18 protein-coding genes are annotated in these 18,335 nt (G+C 41.8%); 16 read left to right on the plus strand and 2 right to left on the minus strand.

The genetic code is table 11. The features are described from left to right. Complete coding sequence (gene cls / locus J7Q78_RS01530; RefSeq protein WP_208422784.1) at positions 1–1,431, plus strand: cardiolipin synthase; 1,431 nt, start codon at positions 1–3, stop codon at positions 1,429–1,431. Positions 1,432–1,468: 37 nt separating this feature from the next. Here the strand turns inward: cls and J7Q78_RS01535 are convergent, their stop codons facing one another. Next, on the minus strand, positions 1,469–2,800 hold the full coding sequence (locus J7Q78_RS01535) for an N-acetylmuramoyl-L-alanine amidase (protein WP_208422783.1): 1,332 nt from the start codon (positions 2,798–2,800) through the stop codon (positions 1,469–1,471). 381 nt (positions 2,801–3,181) lie between these two features. On the opposite strand from J7Q78_RS01535, the gene hisS reads away from it, so the two are divergent. From hisS to J7Q78_RS01565, 6 genes are all read left to right on the plus strand, one after another. Further along, positions 3,182–4,474, plus strand: a complete 1,293-nt coding sequence (hisS, locus tag J7Q78_RS01540) for a histidine--tRNA ligase (protein WP_154241933.1) — start codon at positions 3,182–3,184, stop codon at positions 4,472–4,474. A 149-nt stretch (positions 4,475–4,623) separates the two neighbouring features. Continuing rightward, the gene (gene msrB / locus J7Q78_RS01545) at positions 4,624–5,055 is read left to right on the plus strand and encodes a peptide-methionine (R)-S-oxide reductase MsrB (RefSeq protein WP_407929547.1); all 432 of its coding nucleotides are present in this window, start codon (positions 4,624–4,626) and stop codon (positions 5,053–5,055) included. Continuing rightward, positions 5,055–5,573, plus strand: a complete 519-nt coding sequence (gene msrA, locus J7Q78_RS01550) for a peptide-methionine (S)-S-oxide reductase MsrA (RefSeq protein ID WP_208422782.1) — start codon at positions 5,055–5,057, stop codon at positions 5,571–5,573. The genes msrB and msrA overlap by 1 nt, the downstream gene beginning before the upstream one ends. A 107-nt stretch (positions 5,574–5,680) precedes the next feature. Next, the gene (locus tag J7Q78_RS01555; RefSeq protein ID WP_173011541.1) at positions 5,681–6,529 is read left to right on the plus strand and encodes a YitT family protein; all 849 of its coding nucleotides are present in this window, start codon (positions 5,681–5,683) and stop codon (positions 6,527–6,529) included. 114 nt (positions 6,530–6,643) lie between these two features. Beyond that, positions 6,644–7,552, plus strand: coding sequence for a deoxyribonuclease IV (locus J7Q78_RS01560; RefSeq protein WP_154244252.1), 909 nt, complete (start codon positions 6,644–6,646; stop codon positions 7,550–7,552). Then, a complete protein-coding gene (locus J7Q78_RS01565; protein WP_208422781.1) occupies positions 7,543–9,408 on the plus strand; it encodes a DUF2207 domain-containing protein in 1,866 nt (621 codons plus the stop codon). Before J7Q78_RS01560 ends, J7Q78_RS01565 begins: the two co-directional genes overlap by 10 nt. Positions 9,409–9,537: 129 nt before the next feature. Here J7Q78_RS01565 and J7Q78_RS01570 read toward each other — a convergent pair whose 3' ends face one another. Further along, positions 9,538–10,380, minus strand: coding sequence for a pyruvate, water dikinase regulatory protein (locus tag J7Q78_RS01570; RefSeq protein WP_208422780.1), 843 nt, complete (start codon positions 10,378–10,380; stop codon positions 9,538–9,540). A gap of 209 nt (positions 10,381–10,589) precedes the next feature. On the opposite strand from J7Q78_RS01570, the gene rpsU reads away from it, so the two are divergent. The 9 genes from rpsU to glyS all read left to right on the plus strand — a co-directional run bounded on the left by rpsU (position 10,590) and on the right by glyS (position 18,330). Next, positions 10,590–10,766, plus strand: coding sequence for a 30S ribosomal protein S21 (rpsU, locus tag J7Q78_RS01575; RefSeq protein WP_004270806.1), 177 nt, complete (start codon positions 10,590–10,592; stop codon positions 10,764–10,766). Between the two features lie 25 nt (positions 10,767–10,791). Next, positions 10,792–11,235: a GatB/YqeY domain-containing protein gene (locus tag J7Q78_RS01580; RefSeq protein WP_154241940.1), complete on the plus strand. Its 444-nt coding sequence runs from the start codon at positions 10,792–10,794 to the stop codon at positions 11,233–11,235. Between the two features lie 291 nt (positions 11,236–11,526). After that, positions 11,527–12,498 carry a PhoH family protein gene (locus tag J7Q78_RS01585; RefSeq protein WP_173011536.1) on the plus strand — a complete coding sequence of 324 codons (972 nt, stop codon included), beginning with the start codon at positions 11,527–11,529 and terminating at the stop codon, positions 12,496–12,498. 10 nt (positions 12,499–12,508) lie between these two features. Continuing rightward, positions 12,509–12,985 carry an rRNA maturation RNase YbeY gene (gene ybeY / locus J7Q78_RS01590; RefSeq protein ID WP_154241941.1) on the plus strand — a complete coding sequence of 159 codons (477 nt, stop codon included), beginning with the start codon at positions 12,509–12,511 and terminating at the stop codon, positions 12,983–12,985. Next, positions 12,963–13,358 carry a diacylglycerol kinase family protein gene (locus J7Q78_RS01595; protein WP_208422779.1) on the plus strand — a complete coding sequence of 132 codons (396 nt, stop codon included), beginning with the start codon at positions 12,963–12,965 and terminating at the stop codon, positions 13,356–13,358. The genes ybeY and J7Q78_RS01595 overlap by 23 nt, the downstream gene beginning before the upstream one ends. Positions 13,359–13,369: 11 nt before the next feature. Next, entirely contained in the window at positions 13,370–14,272 is a 903-nt protein-coding gene (gene era / locus J7Q78_RS01600) for a GTPase Era (protein WP_154241943.1), read from the plus strand. Between the two features lie 9 nt (positions 14,273–14,281). Next, complete coding sequence (recO, locus tag J7Q78_RS01605; protein WP_208422778.1) at positions 14,282–15,100, plus strand: DNA repair protein RecO; 819 nt, start codon at positions 14,282–14,284, stop codon at positions 15,098–15,100. Positions 15,101–15,338: 238 nt separating this feature from the next. Then, positions 15,339–16,256, plus strand: a complete 918-nt coding sequence (gene glyQ / locus J7Q78_RS01610) for a glycine--tRNA ligase subunit alpha (protein ID WP_004270813.1) — start codon at positions 15,339–15,341, stop codon at positions 16,254–16,256. Then, positions 16,249–18,330: a glycine--tRNA ligase subunit beta gene (gene glyS / locus J7Q78_RS01615; RefSeq protein ID WP_208422777.1), complete on the plus strand. Its 2,082-nt coding sequence runs from the start codon at positions 16,249–16,251 to the stop codon at positions 18,328–18,330. The genes glyQ and glyS overlap by 8 nt, the downstream gene beginning before the upstream one ends. The last annotated feature ends 5 nt before the right edge of the window (positions 18,331–18,335 follow it).

Consider the following 18,335-nt stretch of genomic DNA (forward strand, 5'->3'; position numbering starts at 1 on the left):
ATGACGGCAATCATTATCTGGGGAATGGCATTGGTCTGGATTGCAAATACAATTGGGGCGGTTATCACCGTATTTCGCCAACAACGTGATATTGCAGCAACCTGGGCTTGGTTATTGGTATTGATTTTTTTACCGATTATTGGCTTTATTTTGTATCTTTTTTTTGGAAAAAAATTACCCGAAGATTATATGGTCGATTTAAAAACACAAGAACGGCTTGGGCTTGATGCTTTAGTTACCACACAAAAAGCAGCTCTACGCCAAGCGCAGAAGCAACACATACTATCGCCAGAAACGCAGCGCTTAATCAATCTCTTTTTAGTGTCGAATACGGCGGTTGTGACCCAGGAGAACTGTGTTACGATTTTAACGGATTTAAAAGCCGCATATCAACGGTTGTTAACAGACATCAATCAGGCGCAAGACCATATTCACCTTGAGTACTATGCGTTTTATGATAATGAACATGGGCGCCAACTTGTTAATTTATTGGCCTACAAAGCTTTGCGGGGGGTAAAAGTGCGGGTGATGTATGATGCGTTTGGTTCACAACACTTATCCCGCCAATTTTTTAAGCCATTGGAAGCAGCTGGCGGGCAAGTCGTTCCGTTTTTTAGTTCCCGATTTCGAATTGTCAATCTACGGTTTAACTTCCGTAATCATCGGCAATTGGCAGTGATTGATGGCAATACCGCCTATCTTGGCGATTTTAATCAAAATAACCATCATGCCGGTAGCCCTGCACGCGATACCCGTATTCGAGTTACCGGTGATGGGGTATTATCGTTTCAAGCACGTTTTTTTATGGACTGGAATGCCACTACGCGTCAGGAAAAGGTTTATTATAGCCCGCAATATTTTCCGGATTCAGATGAACATGGGCAGACTAGCATGCAGCTGGTATCAAGTGGCCCAGATCGTGAGCTCGATGAGATTAAGTTAGGTTTTTTGAAAATGATTGCTGCGGCTAAGAAGCGACTTTGGATTCAGACGTCGTACTTTATCCCGGATGATTCTGTATTAGCAGCGTTAATACTAGCCATCAATTCAGGGGTTACTGTAAAGATCATGATGCCAAAACGCGCAAAGCATAGAATAATTCATCATGCGAGTTTATATTATGCTAGACAGATTGTGAAGGCGGGTGGTCAGATTTATTTTTCTGAGTCAACGGGCTTTAAATCACGCGTAATGTTAGTTGATGGGCAACTAGCAGCAGTTGGAACGGCTAATTTGGATATTCGTAGTTTTAAATTGAATTTCGAAACGACTGCTTTTTTATATGATGCACAACTGGCAACTGAACTTGAGCAATCTTTTACGGCTGATTTAAAAGATTGCTTGCCATTTACGAAACAGCGGATACAAGAACAAAGCAATCAAGAACGTTGGTCGCAAGATTTAGCACGTTTATTTGCCCCCATTATGTAAAAAGGACCGCCAGATTTAATCTGGCGGTCCTTTTTTGCTATTTAAAGTAGTCGGTTAAACCGGCATAGACGGCATCAGCGACTTTATTTTGATAATCAGCACTACTAATATAATTAAAGTCTTTATCAGAGTTAATGTAGCCGAGTTCTAAGAGAACAGCTGGCCGTTGGTTGTCGCGAAGAACTTGATAATTACCGTATTCAATACCACGGTTAGCAAGCGGCAGTGTCTTGGTCTGACTGTTGATAGCTTTAGCAAGATTCATATCCTTACTGCTTGAATAATAGTAGGTTGTTGTCCCTGACGCCTCGTTTGCTTTACTGCTTGAATCAAAGTGGACACTGATAAAGGCATCGGCCTTCAATTTATTGGCAAGAGCTGGTCGCGGTTCGAGATCGACAAAAGTATCGGTTGAACGTGTTAGTACGACATTCGCCCCAGCTGCTTTTAATTTTTTAGCGATGGCATCGACAGTTGCTAACGTGTAATCTTTTTCATACTTAGACTTAGTTGAAAGTGCGCCAACATCGCTGCCGCCATGACCGGCATCTAAAACAATGGTTGCTTCAGAAAGGGAGGTGGCACTTGTTTTCACGACTTCATTTTTCTCAGAAGGAGTGACGACCCAACTGGCGACGTAACCGGTATTACCATTGGAATCTTTGACTTGATACCAAGTACCACTCTTATTGATATAGGTTAGTTTGGTGTTAGCCGGGTAGCTTTGAGTATATTGATATGAAACATCGGGACCGGTTCGTAGCTTGGTATTATCCAATTGGGTAGTCACTGATTTAATCGCGGAGCTACTTGTATCAGTATTGGTTGACTCAGAATCAGCCGGTGTCGTTTTTTGGACGGTGGTAGGAGCTTGATTGGAGACTTCAATTAAATTGCTTTGTACCCAACCAACGGCTGAGTTGTATTTAATTTGGCTCCAACCGTTCTGTTGGTATAGGACTGTAATTTCGTCGCCTTGATTTAACTTACCAAGAAGTTGACTGTCAGCGCTGCTACTTTGACGAACATTGGCGAAACTATTCGTCACCTTAGCGACTCGATTTGAAGTAGCACTGACCTCGGTATTATCAACCAACCAGCTAGCAACCCAACCGATCTTGTCACCGCTTAAACGCACTTGATACCAATTATTTTTTTGGGAGATAACATTCATCGTTTCGCCTTTATTGGCTTGACCCATAACATCATAGGATAAGCCAGGTCCTTGGCGAACGTTTACGACGTTTGCTTTGATTGTAATTTGGTGGTAAGCGGCAAGCGCGTGGGTCGCAAAAAGACCGACAAAAACGAGTAGTGTCAATATAATGACGGCCGGGTAGCGTTTGAACCAGTTCAAAGGTTTCTGCATTTTTTTCAACACCTTTGTTATGTTTTATTAATTTATAAGGTTAATTATAGCAAAAAAACCAACTTTCTAAAGGGGTTCCGCGAAAAAGTTATAAAAAATTCAAGATTGATTGACTTTTTTTTGAAATAACGTTAATCTTATAACAATAAGAATAAGTGATGACCAGTGATAAAGTAAAGGCTAAGCCCCCTACGACAGAGATGATTTCACCGCTGCAAGAAATCAACGGCACGCCGAGACAGCTTTTGAGGTCTGTGTGGTCGCACACCGTTGGCAACAACGTTATATAATTAAGCTAAAATTAAGGTGGTACCGTGCATTTAAGCACCCTTGTTCAACGACAGGGTGTTTTTTATTTGGTATCGATTTGGAGGAATGATCATGGGCTATCAAAAGCCAAAAGGAACTGCGGATATTTTACCTGGAGATTCAAATCAGTGGCAATTAGTGGAAAAAACGGCACGCGACGTTTTTGCACGTTATCAATTCCACGAAATTAGAACACCGCTATTTGAAAGCTATGATGTCTTTTCACGGAGTTCAGGCGATACGTCTGATATTGTCAGCAAAGAAATGTACGATTTCATGGATAAAGGTGATCGGCATATCGCACTGCGTCCTGAAGGAACAGCGGGGGTGGTTCGGGCGTTCGTAGAAAATAAACTCTATGGGCCCGAATATCAAAAACCTTACAAGGTGTACTACATGGGGCCCATGTTCCGTTATGAACGGCCACAATCAGGGCGTCAACGACAATTCCACCAAATTGGGGTTGAAGCATTTGGTTCTGAGAGTCCAGCGGTTGATGTGGAAGTCATCAGTATGGCGATGCGTTTGTTACGCGAATGTCATATTACGGATTTAAAACTTGCTATCAATACCTTAGGGGATGCAGCCAGTCGCGCAGCTTATCATGAAGCACTTGTGAGCTATCTTGAACCACATTTTGAAGAACTGAGCGATGATTCAAAAGTCCGTTTGCATAAAAATCCCTTACGTGTCTTAGATAGTAAAGATGCTAAGGACCAAGAAATTGTGAAGGATGCACCTGTTATTTTAGATTATTTAACGCCAGAAGCAACGGCGCATTTTGAAACAGTTAAGCACTTACTTGAAACGTTACACATCCCGTATGAAGTCGATACTGAAATGGTGCGCGGACTTGATTACTATAATCATACAATCTTTGAAATCATGACAAACAACAAGGTGTTGGGCCACGGCTACACAACTGTCTTAGCCGGTGGCCGTTATAATGGCTTAGTTGAACAACTTGGTGGGCCTGACATGCCAGGTGTTGGTTTTGGCTTAGGGGTTGAACGGTTATTGTTATTGATGAATGCTCAAAACGAAGCTTTGGTGCCAGAACCAAAACTCGACGTTTATGTGGTGGGCATCGGGGCGCAAACGAGTGCGACGACACTACAAATTGTCGAAAGTATTCGTGATGCCGGGTTAAGCGCAGATCGTGATTATCTCGATCGTAAACCCAAAGCACAATTTAAGACCGCTAATAAAATGAATGCCCAAATCGTGATTACGATTGGGGAATCAGAATTGGCTGATCAAACCGCCCACGTTAAGGATATGATGAGTGGTATCGAAATTACGGTGCCGCTTGCACAGGTTTATACGGACTTCAAGGCAGTGCAACAACAATTAAATATGAATTAACAAGCATGAGATGCCACCAAAGTTAATTTGGTGGCATTTTTTATGTTAAGGGGCTCGTCAGGAGGGCCTGCATCCCCCCCTTGTTTGAGCATATTTATCGCTATTTGATTGGATCTGCTTATAATGATAAGCACGAAGGAGTGATGGATATGACAGATGATTTAGAACAACGGTTAACGACAGAACAATATGCAATAACTCAACAAAATGCAACGGAAGCACCGTTTACCGGTAAATATGATGATTTTGATGAGCAAGGAATCTACGTGGATGTTGTCAGTCATGAACCATTGTTTAGTTCGTTAGATAAATATGATGCAGGCTGTGGCTGGCCATCTTTTACTAAGCCAATTGCACCTTTGACGGAACGTCGGGATCAATCTTATGGAATGGAACGTACTGAAGTCCGTAGTCAAGAAGCTAACTCACACTTAGGCCATGTCTTTAATGATGGCCCACAAGAAACTGGTGGATTACGCTATTGTATTAATTCTGCTGCCTTAAAGTTCATTCCAGTTGAACAACTTGAAAACGAAGGTTACGGTCAATATCTAAGCTTATTTGAAGAGGGGGCACAATAATGGCAAAGGACACAGCAATTTTTGCTGGCGGATGTTTTTGGTGCATGGTGCACCCGTTTGATCAGCAACCGGGGATTATCAAAGTTGTTTCTGGTTACACAGGTGGGCATGTCCCTAATCCAACTTATGAGGCAGTTTGTACGCATATGACGGGGCACACTGAAGCAGTTGCGATTACATTTGACCCTGCGATTATTTCTTACACGGATTTGGTTGAAATTTATTGGCGACAAACGGATCCAACCGATGCGATGGGGCAGTTTCAAGACCGCGGCGATAGTTATCGCCCAGTGATTTTTGTGAATTCACCTGAGCAACGTGCAATTGCGGAAGCTTCGAAACAAGCATTAATCGATAGCGGCCGCTTCAATGAGCCGATTGTCACGCAAATTGAGGCTGCTAAACCATTTTATCCAGCCGAAGAATACCATCAAGATTTTTATAAAAAAGAACCGTTCAGAGCTGAATTGGTCGAGCGGACACGCCGCACTTTTATTCGTGAAAAATGGGCCCATTAATTCCAAGAAAGCCTTTAGTATTCACAAATGGTATGCTAGAATGAAAGACATCAAAAGTGAACAGGTGTGATATTCAATTGGATGATTTAGCTCGGAAACATCAAAATATGGCGAAGATTTCGGCAGCCATTTTATACGGAATTTGTGTGTCAATTGCGTTGAACTTTTTCTGGGAAGAAGGTGGCATTTATGCCTCTGGAATTACCGGATTTGCACAATTTATTCATACAGTGACGTCGAAATTTATGCCGTTTCTACCGTTTCCATTAACAACGTCATTGATGTTATTCGTGTTAAATGTACCATTGTTTATTCTTGCGTGGTTCAAAATTGGCCACCATTTTACGATTTACACGTTTATTGCCGTTGTCTTTTCAAGTGTTATGGTGCAAATTATGCCCGTTACACAGTTAACCACTAACCCGATTATCTGTGCGATTTTTGGGGCGGTGATTAATGGTTTTGGGACTGGGACGGCCTTGAAAAACGATATTTCGACTGGCGGACTAGACATCATCGGGATTGTACTACGTAAAAAGACCGGCCGTTCAGTAGGCTCAATTAATATCATGTTTAATGTGGCATTAGTGTTTGCAGCGGGCTTTCTCTTTGGTTGGGAGCACGCGCTCTATAGTATTTTAAGTATTTTTGTAAACGGGAAAGTCATCGACATGGTTTACACGCGCCAACAAAAACTACAAGTGATGATTATTACTGACAAGCCTAAAATAGTCATTCAAATGATTCAAGACGAAATGCGGCGTGGGATTACGATTGTCCATGATGTAGAAGGGGCTTATAATCGCGAAGAGAAAACAATGCTGTTCACCGTTATTTCACGCTTTGAAATGCATGACTTAGAGACGGTTATGCGCCAAGCAGATGATCATGCGTTTGTCAGCATGACTGAAGCCGTCAAAATTCTTGGGCATTTCTATGAACCGAAGATTAAATAAAATCACCCCTCATTCAACTGAATGGGGGGCTTTTTTAATGCGTTGGTTTTCGTCTTGCTTTTTGTTGCGCTTTCTGTGACAATCGAGGTAATCAAAATGCATGGAGGTAGTCGGATGTTATTAGGGAGTCACGTTAGTATGAAAGGCAAGGAAATGCTACTAGGATCAGCGAAAAGTGCCGTTGATTTTGGGGCAAATGCCTTCATGATTTATACTGGTGCGCCACAAAATACGCGCCGCAAACCAATCGAAGAATTAAACATCGAAGCAGCAAAACCGTATATTGAAGCACATAACTTAGGGCCCATTGTTGTTCATGCACCATACATTGTTAACTTAGGGAATACGGTGAAGCCAGCGAACTTCAAGTTTGCTGTCTCCTTTTTACAAGAAGAAGTATTACGTGCCGAAGCATTGGGGGCGACACAAATTGTTTTACACCCAGGGGCTCATGTTGGGGCGGGCGCAGATGCTGGCATTCAACAAATTATCAAAGGATTAAACGAAATTTTACGGCCTGATCAAACCGCTCAAATTGCGTTGGAAACCATGGCGGGGAAAGGAACCGAAGTGGGGCGGTCATTTGAAGAGATTGCGCAAATGATTGACGGCGTCACCCATAATGAAAAATTAGCAGTGACGTTTGATACATGTCATACAAATGATGCCGGATATAACGTCCGCGAAGATTTTGATGGTATTTTAAATACATTTGATCATATTATTGGTTTAGACCGCTTGAAAGTTGTTCATTTAAATGATTCTAAAAATCCGCAAGGTGCACATAAAGATCGGCATGCCAATATTGGTTTTGGTGAAATTGGCTTTGACGCATTAAATTATGTCTTACGGCATGAACAACTCGTTAATGTCCCTAAAATTCTAGAAACCCCGTACGTTGGTGCAGATAAGAAACATAGTTTTGCACCATATGCATATGAAATTGCGATGCTCAAAGCGGGTCAATTCGACCCTAATCTATTAACGAAAATTGAGCAGAATGAAGGTAAGCTATGCAATTAAAACGGATTAAGTTTGGCGGCTTTGTCTTAATAGTGATGTTTTGCGCGCTTATTTTCACTCAGCCAGTACAGGCGGCTGATACCTATGCAATCACTCGTTATCAGGTAAACGTTGATATTCAACCTGATGGGAGTGCGCAAGTTGAACAAAAAACGGTATTTGATATCAAAGATACTATTCGGGGGATGTATATCAACCAGAATCTCCAGACAAACGTCGGACAATCAAAAAAGTTGGTCAACCCACAAGTCGCCGTTAATGGCCAGCCGTTCAGTCAAAGTGAAGCCAACACTGAGGGGACCTTTAGTTTGACGGATGCGCAACAGCATTACCGGTTCAAACTATACCAAAGTGCACAAAATGGTGATCAATTAGCGGTTACATTGAAATATCAGTTACAAAATTTGGTTATTAATTATCGCGATACAGCCGAATTGAATTGGAAAGTGATTGGTGATGCATGGGACAGTGACTTGCAAAACGTCCAAATTGTTATTCAGCTACCTGCCAAATTAAAAAAAGCAGACCTCAAATCATGGACGCATGGTAATTTAGACGGTCACCAAGTTGTTGAGCCGGATAAAGGACGGGTGACAATCCAACTCGCTAATAATCCGGCGCATCAATTTGTCGAAAGTCATATTATTTTTCCAACGGCGGTGACTGCTGAGAACGCGAATAAGATTGATAAACCGCGTCAAGCAGCCATCATCAAACAAGAAACACGTTTGGCACAACAAGCCAATCAAAACCGTCAAGCACAGCAACGGCGCTATTGGCTTTTATCAGTAATGGCAGTGCTTTTAGCGCCTGTATTGTTCGTATTAATTTTTCGTAAAGTCCGCAAAACGCTACCAGTGATAACTTATACCGGCCAGGCACCCGAACACGTTTATGATTTACCAGATAAAAATGGGCCTGCGGTTGTGCGGCAGTTATTGGCCTTACCAATCACCGAGCAAGCTAGAACGGAGAGTTTATCGGCAACAATTCTCGATTTGGTTGCGCGAAAGAATCTAACAATTGATGTTCAGGAACCAACGAAAAAACGGTTCCACAAAAAAACACCGCAATTTTCTTTAACGTTAATGACACGCAATCAGTTATCGCATTCAGAGCAAAAGTTAATTACATGGCTATTTGATGTGATTGGTGATGGGCAGCATGTCCGTCTATTTGAAATTGAGCAATATCCAAAACGACATAGTGCGACGCTATTTAATCAGTATTATCATGGCTGGCAAGCAGCAGTGACGACCGAAGTAAACCGTAGTGGATGGCTACGCGAACACATTGCTGAGTTAATGACCAGTTTGAATTATTGGTTAATCGGCCTTGGCGGACTTATCTTAATTTTGATTTGCGGCGCTTTGATTGAATTAGTTGCTTGGTGGACACTTATTCCGATGGGGCTTGTTTTCCTTTTAACGCTCTGGCGTAAATTTCATTTACAACTATGGACGCAATTGGGTTACGAAAAACGGGGGGAATGGCTGGGGTTTAAACAAATGCTAAAAGATATCTCCACACTCGATATGGCGAATGTTCCAGACGTATTATTATGGGATCGGTATTTGAGCTATGCAACCGCTTTTGGTATTGCTGACAAGGTGGTTAAGGCTTTGAAGGTGCGATTGACGCCAGAACAACTTCAAACCATGCCACTGGGTTATTATTATTACTACGGTTATACAGGCGGCTTGAATATCGGCCAATCTTTTACAACGGCCCTCAATAGTAGTGTTGGTAGTGCGGTCAGTGCCGCTAATCCAACAAGTGTTAGTGGCGGTTCCGGTGGTTTTTCTGGTGGCTCATCGGGCGGCTTTGGTGGTGGCTCCGGCGGCGGGACTTTCTAGCTAATCAAATAATTCGGTGAATGCTAACTTAAGGGGGAGCTTCGCATAAAGCGGTGTTAAATTCTTTAACGATTAAACATTAACAAGTTAAAAAAGCGTTCAAATCAATTTCAGATTTGAACGCTTTTTTTAGTTGACATGATCGTTTGCACTGCCTGCAAAATCAAGGCCCATACGTTCAAGAATAATGGTTGCTGTCTCTTCTATCGAACGGTTAGCGACGTTGATGACTTGGCAGCCAATCTTATCATAGAGCTCTTGAGCAAAAGCTAATTCCGCTTTAATTTCATCCATGTCTGAATAAGTGGTATCAGGATTTAATCCATAAGCAATCATCCGTTCTCGGCGAATGTTATTGAGCACTTCTGGTGTGTTCATTAAGCCAATTATTTTTTTAGGATCAATTCGCCAGATTTCGTCAGGAATGTGTGCTTGAGGCACGATTGGTAAATTAGCAACCTTGATGTTGCGGTTGGCTAAAAAGAGCGACAGCGGCGTCTTAGATGTTCTAGAAACCCCTAGCAACACGATGTCGGCTTCTAAGAAACCATGGGGGTCTTTACCATCATCATACATGACAGCAAATTCCATCGCTGAAATTCGATCGAAATAACGATCGTTTAAATGATGCAAGGCACCAGCTTCTCCCGTTGGAATACGGTTGGTCTTAGCAGTAATCATTTTGGTCATTGGCGACATCATGTCGAAACTGGCAATTTTTTTAGCCTGACAATAGGTTTCAGCAATTTCAGAAAGGCCTTTGGTGGCCAATGTATGCACCACAATGGTTTCTTCAGGAATTGCTTTGCTTAATACGTCCATGAGTTTCTCTTGTGTGTGAACGAAGGGGAAACGAATGAGATCAGGTTCAACATCTGGAAATTGGGCGAGCGCTGCTTGTGCTAATTGTAGCGCGGTTTGGCCGACTGAGTCCGAAAGCACAAAAACGGTTAATGGTTTAGATTCTGGCATAGGGCATGCTCCTTTATTCACTTTTATAGCGCTATCATACCATAATTACTGAAAAAATCGCCAGATTTGAAAAAATATTCAATTAATTCACTGTGGGTTATTGACCGTATTTTCAACATTCGCTATAATAGCAAAGAACAGTTCACGTGAAGTTAAATTTTTAACGAACGTTAACGGTTATATTTAGCACGCGAGGGGAGGGATATCATATGGGCAAGACAGTCGTTCGCAGTAACGAATCTCTAGATGATGCTCTTCGTCGCTTCAAGCGTTCCGTATCAAAAGCTGGTACAATACAAGAATATCGTAAACGTGAATTTTACGAGAAACCAAGTGTAAAACGTAAGTTGAAATCAGAAGCTGCAAGAAAACGTAAGAAGTTCTAATTTCTTAGATAAAGGAAATGATTGAATGAGTTTACTTGAACAACTAAGTTCTGATTTGAAAACGGCGATGAAGGCCAAAGATAAGTTGCGATTAGCTGTTATTCGGAGTTTAAAGACCGCTTTAACTAACGCCAAAATTAGTGCGGGGCAAGACTTATCTTCTGACGAAGAATTAAGTGTACTATCATCACAACTTAAGCAACGTAAGGATTCATTAGCTGAGTTTGAAAAGGGCGATCGTAGCGATCTCGCTGAACAAACAAAAGCAGAAATTGAAATCGTACAAGCTTATTTACCAGAGCAGCTAGATGAAGCAGCAGTGATCACCATTGTTGACGAAGCAATGCAGGCGACTGGTGCGACAAGTAAGGCTGACTTTGGCAAGGTGATGCAATATGTCATGCCTAAGGTCAAAGGACGGGCTGATGGCGCTATGGTCAATCAAGTCGTTAAATCAAAATTAAGTTAATTTTAGACGGGACTTCCTCTAGGAAGTCCCGTTTTTTTGTGGTGATTAATTCAGTTTTCAAGTGTTAGCCATAAATTCGTGAAATAGCGCGGCTGCCTACTTTTAAAACGGTTGTTGTTTGTGATAGAATGATGGTAGTTTTCATTTTAGAATAAATGAAGTTGAAACGTGCGGGTACAACTTGCTTTTTGCGCTGTGCGCCGTCCAGTAAGCAATTGACTAAAGTCGCTTATTCACTGGACTATGCTCAGAATTAGATTAGTTGTAGGAGCACTCTGGAAGGAGTTATCTTTGTTGGCTGAAACAGATGAGCGTTTATTTCAATTGGCAACGCCAAATTTAGCAGCCGCTTTAATGGGCACACACGATACTTTTTTAAAAATCATCGAGGAAAGTTTATCAGTCGAACTGATTGCGTTTAACGCGCAAATTACTATTCGTGGTGAACAACCGGCAGTTAATCAAGCTGTTTCTGTTTTAGAAAACCTAGTGGCGTTGTTGCAACACGGCATTAAGCTTAACAGCAGTGATGTGGTGAGTGCAACGAAGATGGCCCAAAAAGGGACGATTGCTAATTTCCAAGAACTTTATACGGAACCGTTAATCAAGGATCGTAAAGGGCAAAATATTCGCGTGAAGACGTTCGGTCAGCGCCAATATGTGAATGCAATTCGCCAAAATGATGTCACGTTTGGCATTGGCCCTGCTGGGACGGGGAAAACATTCTTAGCCGTTGTTATGGCTGTTGCGGCGTTGAAACAGGGATTAGTAGAACGCATTATTTTAACGCGGCCAGCAGTTGAAGCCGGTGAAAGTCTAGGTTTTTTACCAGGTGATCTAAAGGAAAAAGTGGATCCTTATTTACGGCCAATTTATGATGCACTGTATGCCGTTTTGGGTAAAGAACATACTGAACGTTTGTTAGAACGGGGGGTCATTGAGATTGCCCCGCTTGCATATATGCGCGGGCGAACCCTGGAAGAAGCTTTCGTTATTTTGGACGAAGCCCAGAATACGACACCTGCCCAGATGAAGATGTTTTTAACACGTCTTGGTTTTAATTCAAAAATGATTGTCAACGGCGATATTAGCCAGATTGATTTACCGCAAAAAACAATGAGTGGTTTGGTACAAGCTGAACAGATTTTGCACGATATTGCTAAGATTGCTTTCGTGCAGTTCAGTTCAGAAGATGTGGTGCGCCACCCAGTTGTTGCTAAGATTATTAACGCCTACGCGGCGGTTGAAAAGATGAGAAAGTAGGAACACTTGAATGGATATCCAAATTATCGATGAAACAAAAGTAGTGGCAAAAGCCAACGTAAAACTGGTCACAGATATTTTAGAATATGCTGGGCGGCAATTGGCCTTACCTGAAGACACAGAAATGTCTGTGACGTTTGTGACGAACGAACGTATCCGCCAAATTAACAAGGAATACCGGCATACTGACCGTGCGACTGACGTTATCAGTTTTGCAATCGAAGAAGATCCTGAAGAAGAAGGGTTACCGGCTAACTTCGAGGAATTATTTGACATTCCTAAGAATATCGGTGATTTATTTGTTTCATTAGAAAAAGCAGCTGAACAAGCTGAAACTTATGGGCATTCATTTGAACGTGAATTAGGTTACACAATGGTTCACGGCTTCTTACACTTGAATGGTTACGATCACATCCAAAGTGAAGATGAAGCGCAGATGATTCCACTACAGGAGAAGATCCTCGATGAATTTGGATTACAACGGTAAAAAACCACAAACGGATAAGAACCAACATTTTAGGCAGTCGCTTTGCCACGCACTTAGAGGTTTATGGACCGCCTTTAAGACCGAGGCTAATTTACGCCGTGATGGTTGGTTTGCACTCATTGTGATTGGCTTAGGGGTTTGTTGTCAGTTACATTATTTAGATTGGTTAGCGATTATTTTGGCGATTTTTATCGTTTTTATGGCTGAATTTTGGAATACAGTTATGGAACATCTCGTGGACTTATTAGTCGATCATCAGTACCATCCATTGGCTAAGCAAGTTAAAGATATTAGTGCAGCCAGTGTTTTAATCAGTGCGATTTTAGCGCTATTGATTGGCGTTATTGTCTTTGGACACGCCATATTTAACTAAAGGGGAATATTATGTCAGAAACATATCGATCAGGTTTTGTGGCCATTGTTGGCCGACCAAATGTTGGTAAATCAACTTTTATGAATCGAATGATTGGTGAAAAAATCGCCATCATGTCATCAAAAGCGCAAACAACCCGGAATAAAATTCAAGGGATCTATACGGATGATAACGCACAAATCGTATTCGTTGATACTCCAGGAATTCATAAACCACATAACGAATTAGATGAATACATGGATCAAGCCGCTCTTTCAACTTTTAACGAAGTCGACGCGATTTTGTTTATGATCAGCGGGATTGATAAAAAAGGGCCTGGGGATCAATATATTATGGAGCAATTGAAGCATGTTAAAAAACCCGTTTATTTAGTCGTCAATAAAATTGACGCGATTCACCCAGACGATTTATTACCAATGATTGAACAATATCGTCACGAATTAGATTTCAAGGGGGTCTATCCAATTTCAGCGTTGGAAGGTAATAACGTGCCCGAAATGTTGAAGGAATTGGAACAAACACTGCCAGAAGGACCCCAATACTATCCCGAAGATCAGTTGACCGATCATCCCGAATACTTCGTTGTTGGTGAATTAATCCGCGAAAAAATTCTTGAATTAACCCATGAAGAAGTGCCCCATTCAGTTGCCGTGGTTGTTGAACGGATGAAAGACCGTGTGAATGATAAGCTTCAGATTGAAGCAAACATCATCGTTGAACGTGACGGTCAAAAACGGATTATTATCGGTCAAAAGGGCGCAATCATTAAGGAAATTGGGATTCGCTCCCGTCGTGAAATTGAGGCTTTGCTCGGTGAAAAAGTCAACTTGAAACTCTGGGTTAAGGTTCAAAAGAATTGGCGTGATAATAACCAATATCTTCGTGAATTTGGTTATAATAAAAAGAGATTGTAGGCTTTAAAAATGGCGGAACATCGGTTTGAAGACTTTAATGGTCTAGTGATGTATCGGAAAAACTACAAAGAAAAAGATATGTTAGTCAAAATTTTGACCGATCGCTTTGGAAAAAAGATGTTTTACTTGCGTGGTGCGAACAAACCGAAATTTCGGTTAAGCGCGGCTATTTTACCGTTTACCCAAGCTGCATACGGTGGGGATATTCGGGATGATGGGTTATCCTTTTTAAATAATGTGAAGTCGGCGAGTCAGTTTCAGTCGATTAGTAACGATTTATTTTTAAATGCATATGCCACCTATATTTTAGGGTTAGTCGATGTCGGTTTTCCAGACAGTGAACCACTTGGGAGTTGGTATCCCAAGATTGAACAGGCACTCACATTAATTGATGAAGGGTTTGATGCGGCGGTCATTACGCACATCATCGAAATTCAGATGTTACAGGTCTTTGGCGTCCAACCGCAGCTCCAAGTCTGTGCGGTTTGTGGCCGCTCTGATTTACCGTTTGACTATTCTGAGCATTATGGTGGCTTACTCTGTCAACGTCACTGGCACTTAGACCACAATCGATTTCACGGTAGTCAACGGGCTATTTATTACTTGCGTTTGTTTTCAGTGATTGATTTATTCCAAATTCAATCAGTGAACGTTAAACAGACGACACAGATGGAACTGAAGACGATAATCGACCGTATTTATCAAGATACTGTTGGCTTATCGCTTAAGAGTAAGCAATTCATCGATAAAATGTACAGTTTCGATCGTCAATTACCACAATTAAAAAAAATGCCGTCAGAAATTGACAGCACCCCCAAAGACGACTAAAATAGTAATCAACTTAATAGACGTTGAAGAAAAGGGTCCCTTAAGATGGTCAGACAGTGATTCTAGGTGAGTGAGAACTAGAACAAGACTTGAGTGGATTGGCGTTTCGGAGTCATACCAATGAAGTAGCAGCTCACTTGGAGCTGAAGTAGGGTGGAACCGCGAGTAATCGTCCCTATGTGACTTAATAGTCGCATAGGCTTTTTTTATGCGCAAAATACGGAAAAGAGGAATTGAAATGGTTAAAAAGTTAAATGTGCAAGAAATGATTTTAACCTTACAGCGCTTTTGGTCTGAAAAGGGCTGTATGTTAATGCAATCTTACGATACGGAAAAAGGGGCCGGCACCATGAGCCCTTACACGTTTTTACGGGCAATTGGACCAGAACCATGGAATGCAGCATATGTAGAACCTTCACGACGCCCAGCCGATGGTCGTTACGGTGAAAACCCCAACCGGTTATTCCAACATCACCAATTCCAAGTTGTGATGAAACCCGCACCGTTAAACATCCAAGAATTTTACCTAGATAGCTTACGTGCCCTAGGTATTGATCCTTTGGAACATGATATTCGCTTTGTTGAAGACAACTGGGAGAACCCATCAATGGGGTGTGCTGGTGTTGGTTGGGAAGTTTGGCTAGATGGAATGGAAGTTACCCAATTTACGTATTTCCAACAAGTTGGTGGGTTACAATGTGATCCCGTCACCAGTGAAATCACATACGGGGTTGAGCGGCTCGCTTCATACATTCAAGATGTCGACAACGTATTTGAGCTTGAATGGGGCAATGGGGTGTTATACGGCGATATTTTTAAGGAACCAGAATATGAACATTCAAAATACGCTTTTGAAGATAGTAATCAAGACATGCTTTTGAAATTCTTTGATGAATACGAAACAGAAGCCAAACGTTTAATTGACTTAGGGCTTGTCCATCCAGCTTACGATTACGTCTTGAAATGTAGTCATACTTTCAACTTATTGGATGCCCATGGTGCCGTTTCCGTTACAGAACGGGCCGGCTATTTATCACGGATTCGTCGGATGGCCCACTCAATCGCGCAAGCCTTTGTAGCGGAACGTGAAAAACGGGGATTCCCACTCTTAAAACATGCTCAAGAATCAAACACGGAGGTCGTTAACAATGACTAAACCATTCTTATTAGAAATTGGCTTGGAAGAAATGCCAGCCCATGTTGTAATACCAAGCATCCAACAATTAGAAAAACGAGTACGTGATTTTCTAACTGAACAACACTTAGAATTTGGCGCTATCAAAACATACGCCACACCACGCCGCTTAGCAATCTTGATTGAAGACTTAGCGGATAAGCAAGCCGATATTCACGAAGAAGCAAAAGGACCAGCTAAGAAAATTGCGCTTGATGCTGAAGGTCACTGGAGTAAAGCAGCGCAAGGTTTTGTACGCGGCCAAGGTTTAACAACTGATGACATTACCTTTAAAGAATTAAAAGGTGTTGAATATGTTTATGTTGAAAAATCAATCATCGGCAAACCGGTTGAAACAATTTTGCCAGCATTAAAAACCGTTATTATGGCGATGACCTTTCCAACACGGATGCATTGGGCCGATTATGACTTCGAATATATTCGCCCCATTCACTGGATGGTTGCGTTATTAGATGATGAAATTATTGACTTTAGTATTTTAAACATCACAACTGGTCGAACAACTCAAGGACATCGTTTCTTAGGTCAAGAAGTATCATTGGCAAAAGCAACTGATTACGAAGCAGCCCTTGAAGCGCAATTCGTAATTGCAGATGAAGCCAAACGCCAAAACTTGATCCAAACGCAAATTGAAAAAATGGCGCAAGCAAATGACTGGCAAGTTGATTTAGACGCTAACTTGTTAGAAGAAGTTACCAACTTAGTCGAATGGCCAACCGCTTTTTATGGCCAATTCGACCCTAAGTATCTCGAAATTCCCGAAGAAGTCTTAATTACCTCAATGAAAGATAACCAACGTTACTTCTATGCCCGTAGCCAAGCTGGGGCTCTATTGCCAATCTTCATTGGTGTTCGCAATGGGAATACTGACTTTATGGAAAACGTGATTGCGGGGAACGAAAAAGTCCTTACGGCGCGTTTAGAAGATGCGGATTTCTTCTACCATGAAGATCAAAAAGTAAGCATTGCTCAAAATGTTGCCAAATTAAAAAACGTGTCATTCCACGATAAAATTGGCAGTCTTGCTGAAAAAATGACCCGAGTTGGGCTAATCGCACAATTCTTAGGGCAAAAGTTTGGCTTATCCGAAGCAGAATTAATTGATTTGCAACGGGCAAGTGCTATCTACAAATTCGACTTAGTAACTGGGATGGTCGGTGAATTTGCCGAATTACAGGGTGTTATGGGTGAAAAATATGCCTTATTACAAGGTGAAACACCAGCTGTTGCTACAGCAATTCGGGAACATTACATGCCAATCAGTGCTGAAGGTGCGTTACCAACAACAAAAGTCGGGGCCGTCTTAGCAATTGCTGACAAGTTTGATAGTATCGCTGATTTCTTCGCTGTTGGGATGATTCCAAGTGGTTCAAATGATCCATACGCATTGCGGCGTCAAGCATACGGGATTATTCGCATTTTAGAGAACCAAGACTGGCACTTCCCAATGGCTGACTATCAAGCTGCCATGAGCGAGATTATTAAACAACAAACTGATTGCAACCTTGATTGGTCAGTAAATGCCGAAGCAATCAGTGACTTCTTAACGGATCGGGTTCGTCAACGTTTTAACGGGATGCGCCCTAAAGTGCGTCGTGACATCGTCGATGCAGTCTTGAAGAATCAAAGTCAAGACCCCGTTGTGATGTTTGAAGCCGCTAAAGTCCTTTCAGCACATCAAGATGATCCCGACTTCAAGGCGACGATCGAAGCTGTTACGCGTGTCTTACGACTAGCTAAAAAAGCCGATTTTGAAACAACGGCGTTAACAGTCGATCCTACATTATTTGAAAATGATGCTGAAAAAGCACTTTATACAGCCGTTGAAGACTTACGTGGTACAATTGCTACGAATCCATTAGCTGCCAATTACGGTATCTTACAGACCCTGCGACCATTAATCGAAGCTTACTTTGAAGCGACGATGATTATGGCTAAAGATGAAATGGTTCGCCGAAATCGCTTAACGCAACTCATGATTATCGCTCAAATTGCCCTTAGTTTAGGTGATTTAAACGAATTGATTGTCAAATAAACCAT

The organism is Latilactobacillus fragifolii (genome assembly GCF_905332535.1).
Lineage (GTDB): Bacteria > Bacillota > Bacilli > Lactobacillales > Lactobacillaceae > Latilactobacillus > Latilactobacillus fragifolii.

Coding starts and splice junctions, on each gene's coding strand:
- glyQ (WP_004270813.1), top strand. CDS start 15,339: ATGGTTAAAAAGTTAAATGTGCAAGAAATGATTTTAACCTTACAGCGC.
- cls (WP_208422784.1), top strand. CDS start 1: ATGACGGCAATCATTATCTGGGGAATGGCATTGGTCTGGATTGCAAAT.
- J7Q78_RS01535 (WP_208422783.1), bottom strand. CDS start 2,800: ATGCAGAAACCTTTGAACTGGTTCAAACGCTACCCGGCCGTCATTATA.
- J7Q78_RS01595 (WP_208422779.1), top strand. CDS start 12,963: ATGAATTTGGATTACAACGGTAAAAAACCACAAACGGATAAGAACCAA.
- J7Q78_RS01570 (WP_208422780.1), bottom strand. CDS start 10,380: ATGCCAGAATCTAAACCATTAACCGTTTTTGTGCTTTCGGACTCAGTC.
- J7Q78_RS01560 (WP_154244252.1), top strand. CDS start 6,644: ATGTTATTAGGGAGTCACGTTAGTATGAAAGGCAAGGAAATGCTACTA.
- J7Q78_RS01580 (WP_154241940.1), top strand. CDS start 10,792: ATGAGTTTACTTGAACAACTAAGTTCTGATTTGAAAACGGCGATGAAG.
- msrB (WP_407929547.1), top strand. CDS start 4,624: ATGACAGATGATTTAGAACAACGGTTAACGACAGAACAATATGCAATA.
- hisS (WP_154241933.1), top strand. CDS start 3,182: ATGGGCTATCAAAAGCCAAAAGGAACTGCGGATATTTTACCTGGAGAT.
- rpsU (WP_004270806.1), top strand. CDS start 10,590: ATGGGCAAGACAGTCGTTCGCAGTAACGAATCTCTAGATGATGCTCTT.
- J7Q78_RS01565 (WP_208422781.1), top strand. CDS start 7,543: ATGCAATTAAAACGGATTAAGTTTGGCGGCTTTGTCTTAATAGTGATG.
- msrA (WP_208422782.1), top strand. CDS start 5,055: ATGGCAAAGGACACAGCAATTTTTGCTGGCGGATGTTTTTGGTGCATG.
- glyS (WP_208422777.1), top strand. CDS start 16,249: ATGACTAAACCATTCTTATTAGAAATTGGCTTGGAAGAAATGCCAGCC.
- ybeY (WP_154241941.1), top strand. CDS start 12,509: ATGGATATCCAAATTATCGATGAAACAAAAGTAGTGGCAAAAGCCAAC.
- era (WP_154241943.1), top strand. CDS start 13,370: ATGTCAGAAACATATCGATCAGGTTTTGTGGCCATTGTTGGCCGACCA.
- recO (WP_208422778.1), top strand. CDS start 14,282: ATGGCGGAACATCGGTTTGAAGACTTTAATGGTCTAGTGATGTATCGG.
- J7Q78_RS01555 (WP_173011541.1), top strand. CDS start 5,681: ATGGCGAAGATTTCGGCAGCCATTTTATACGGAATTTGTGTGTCAATT.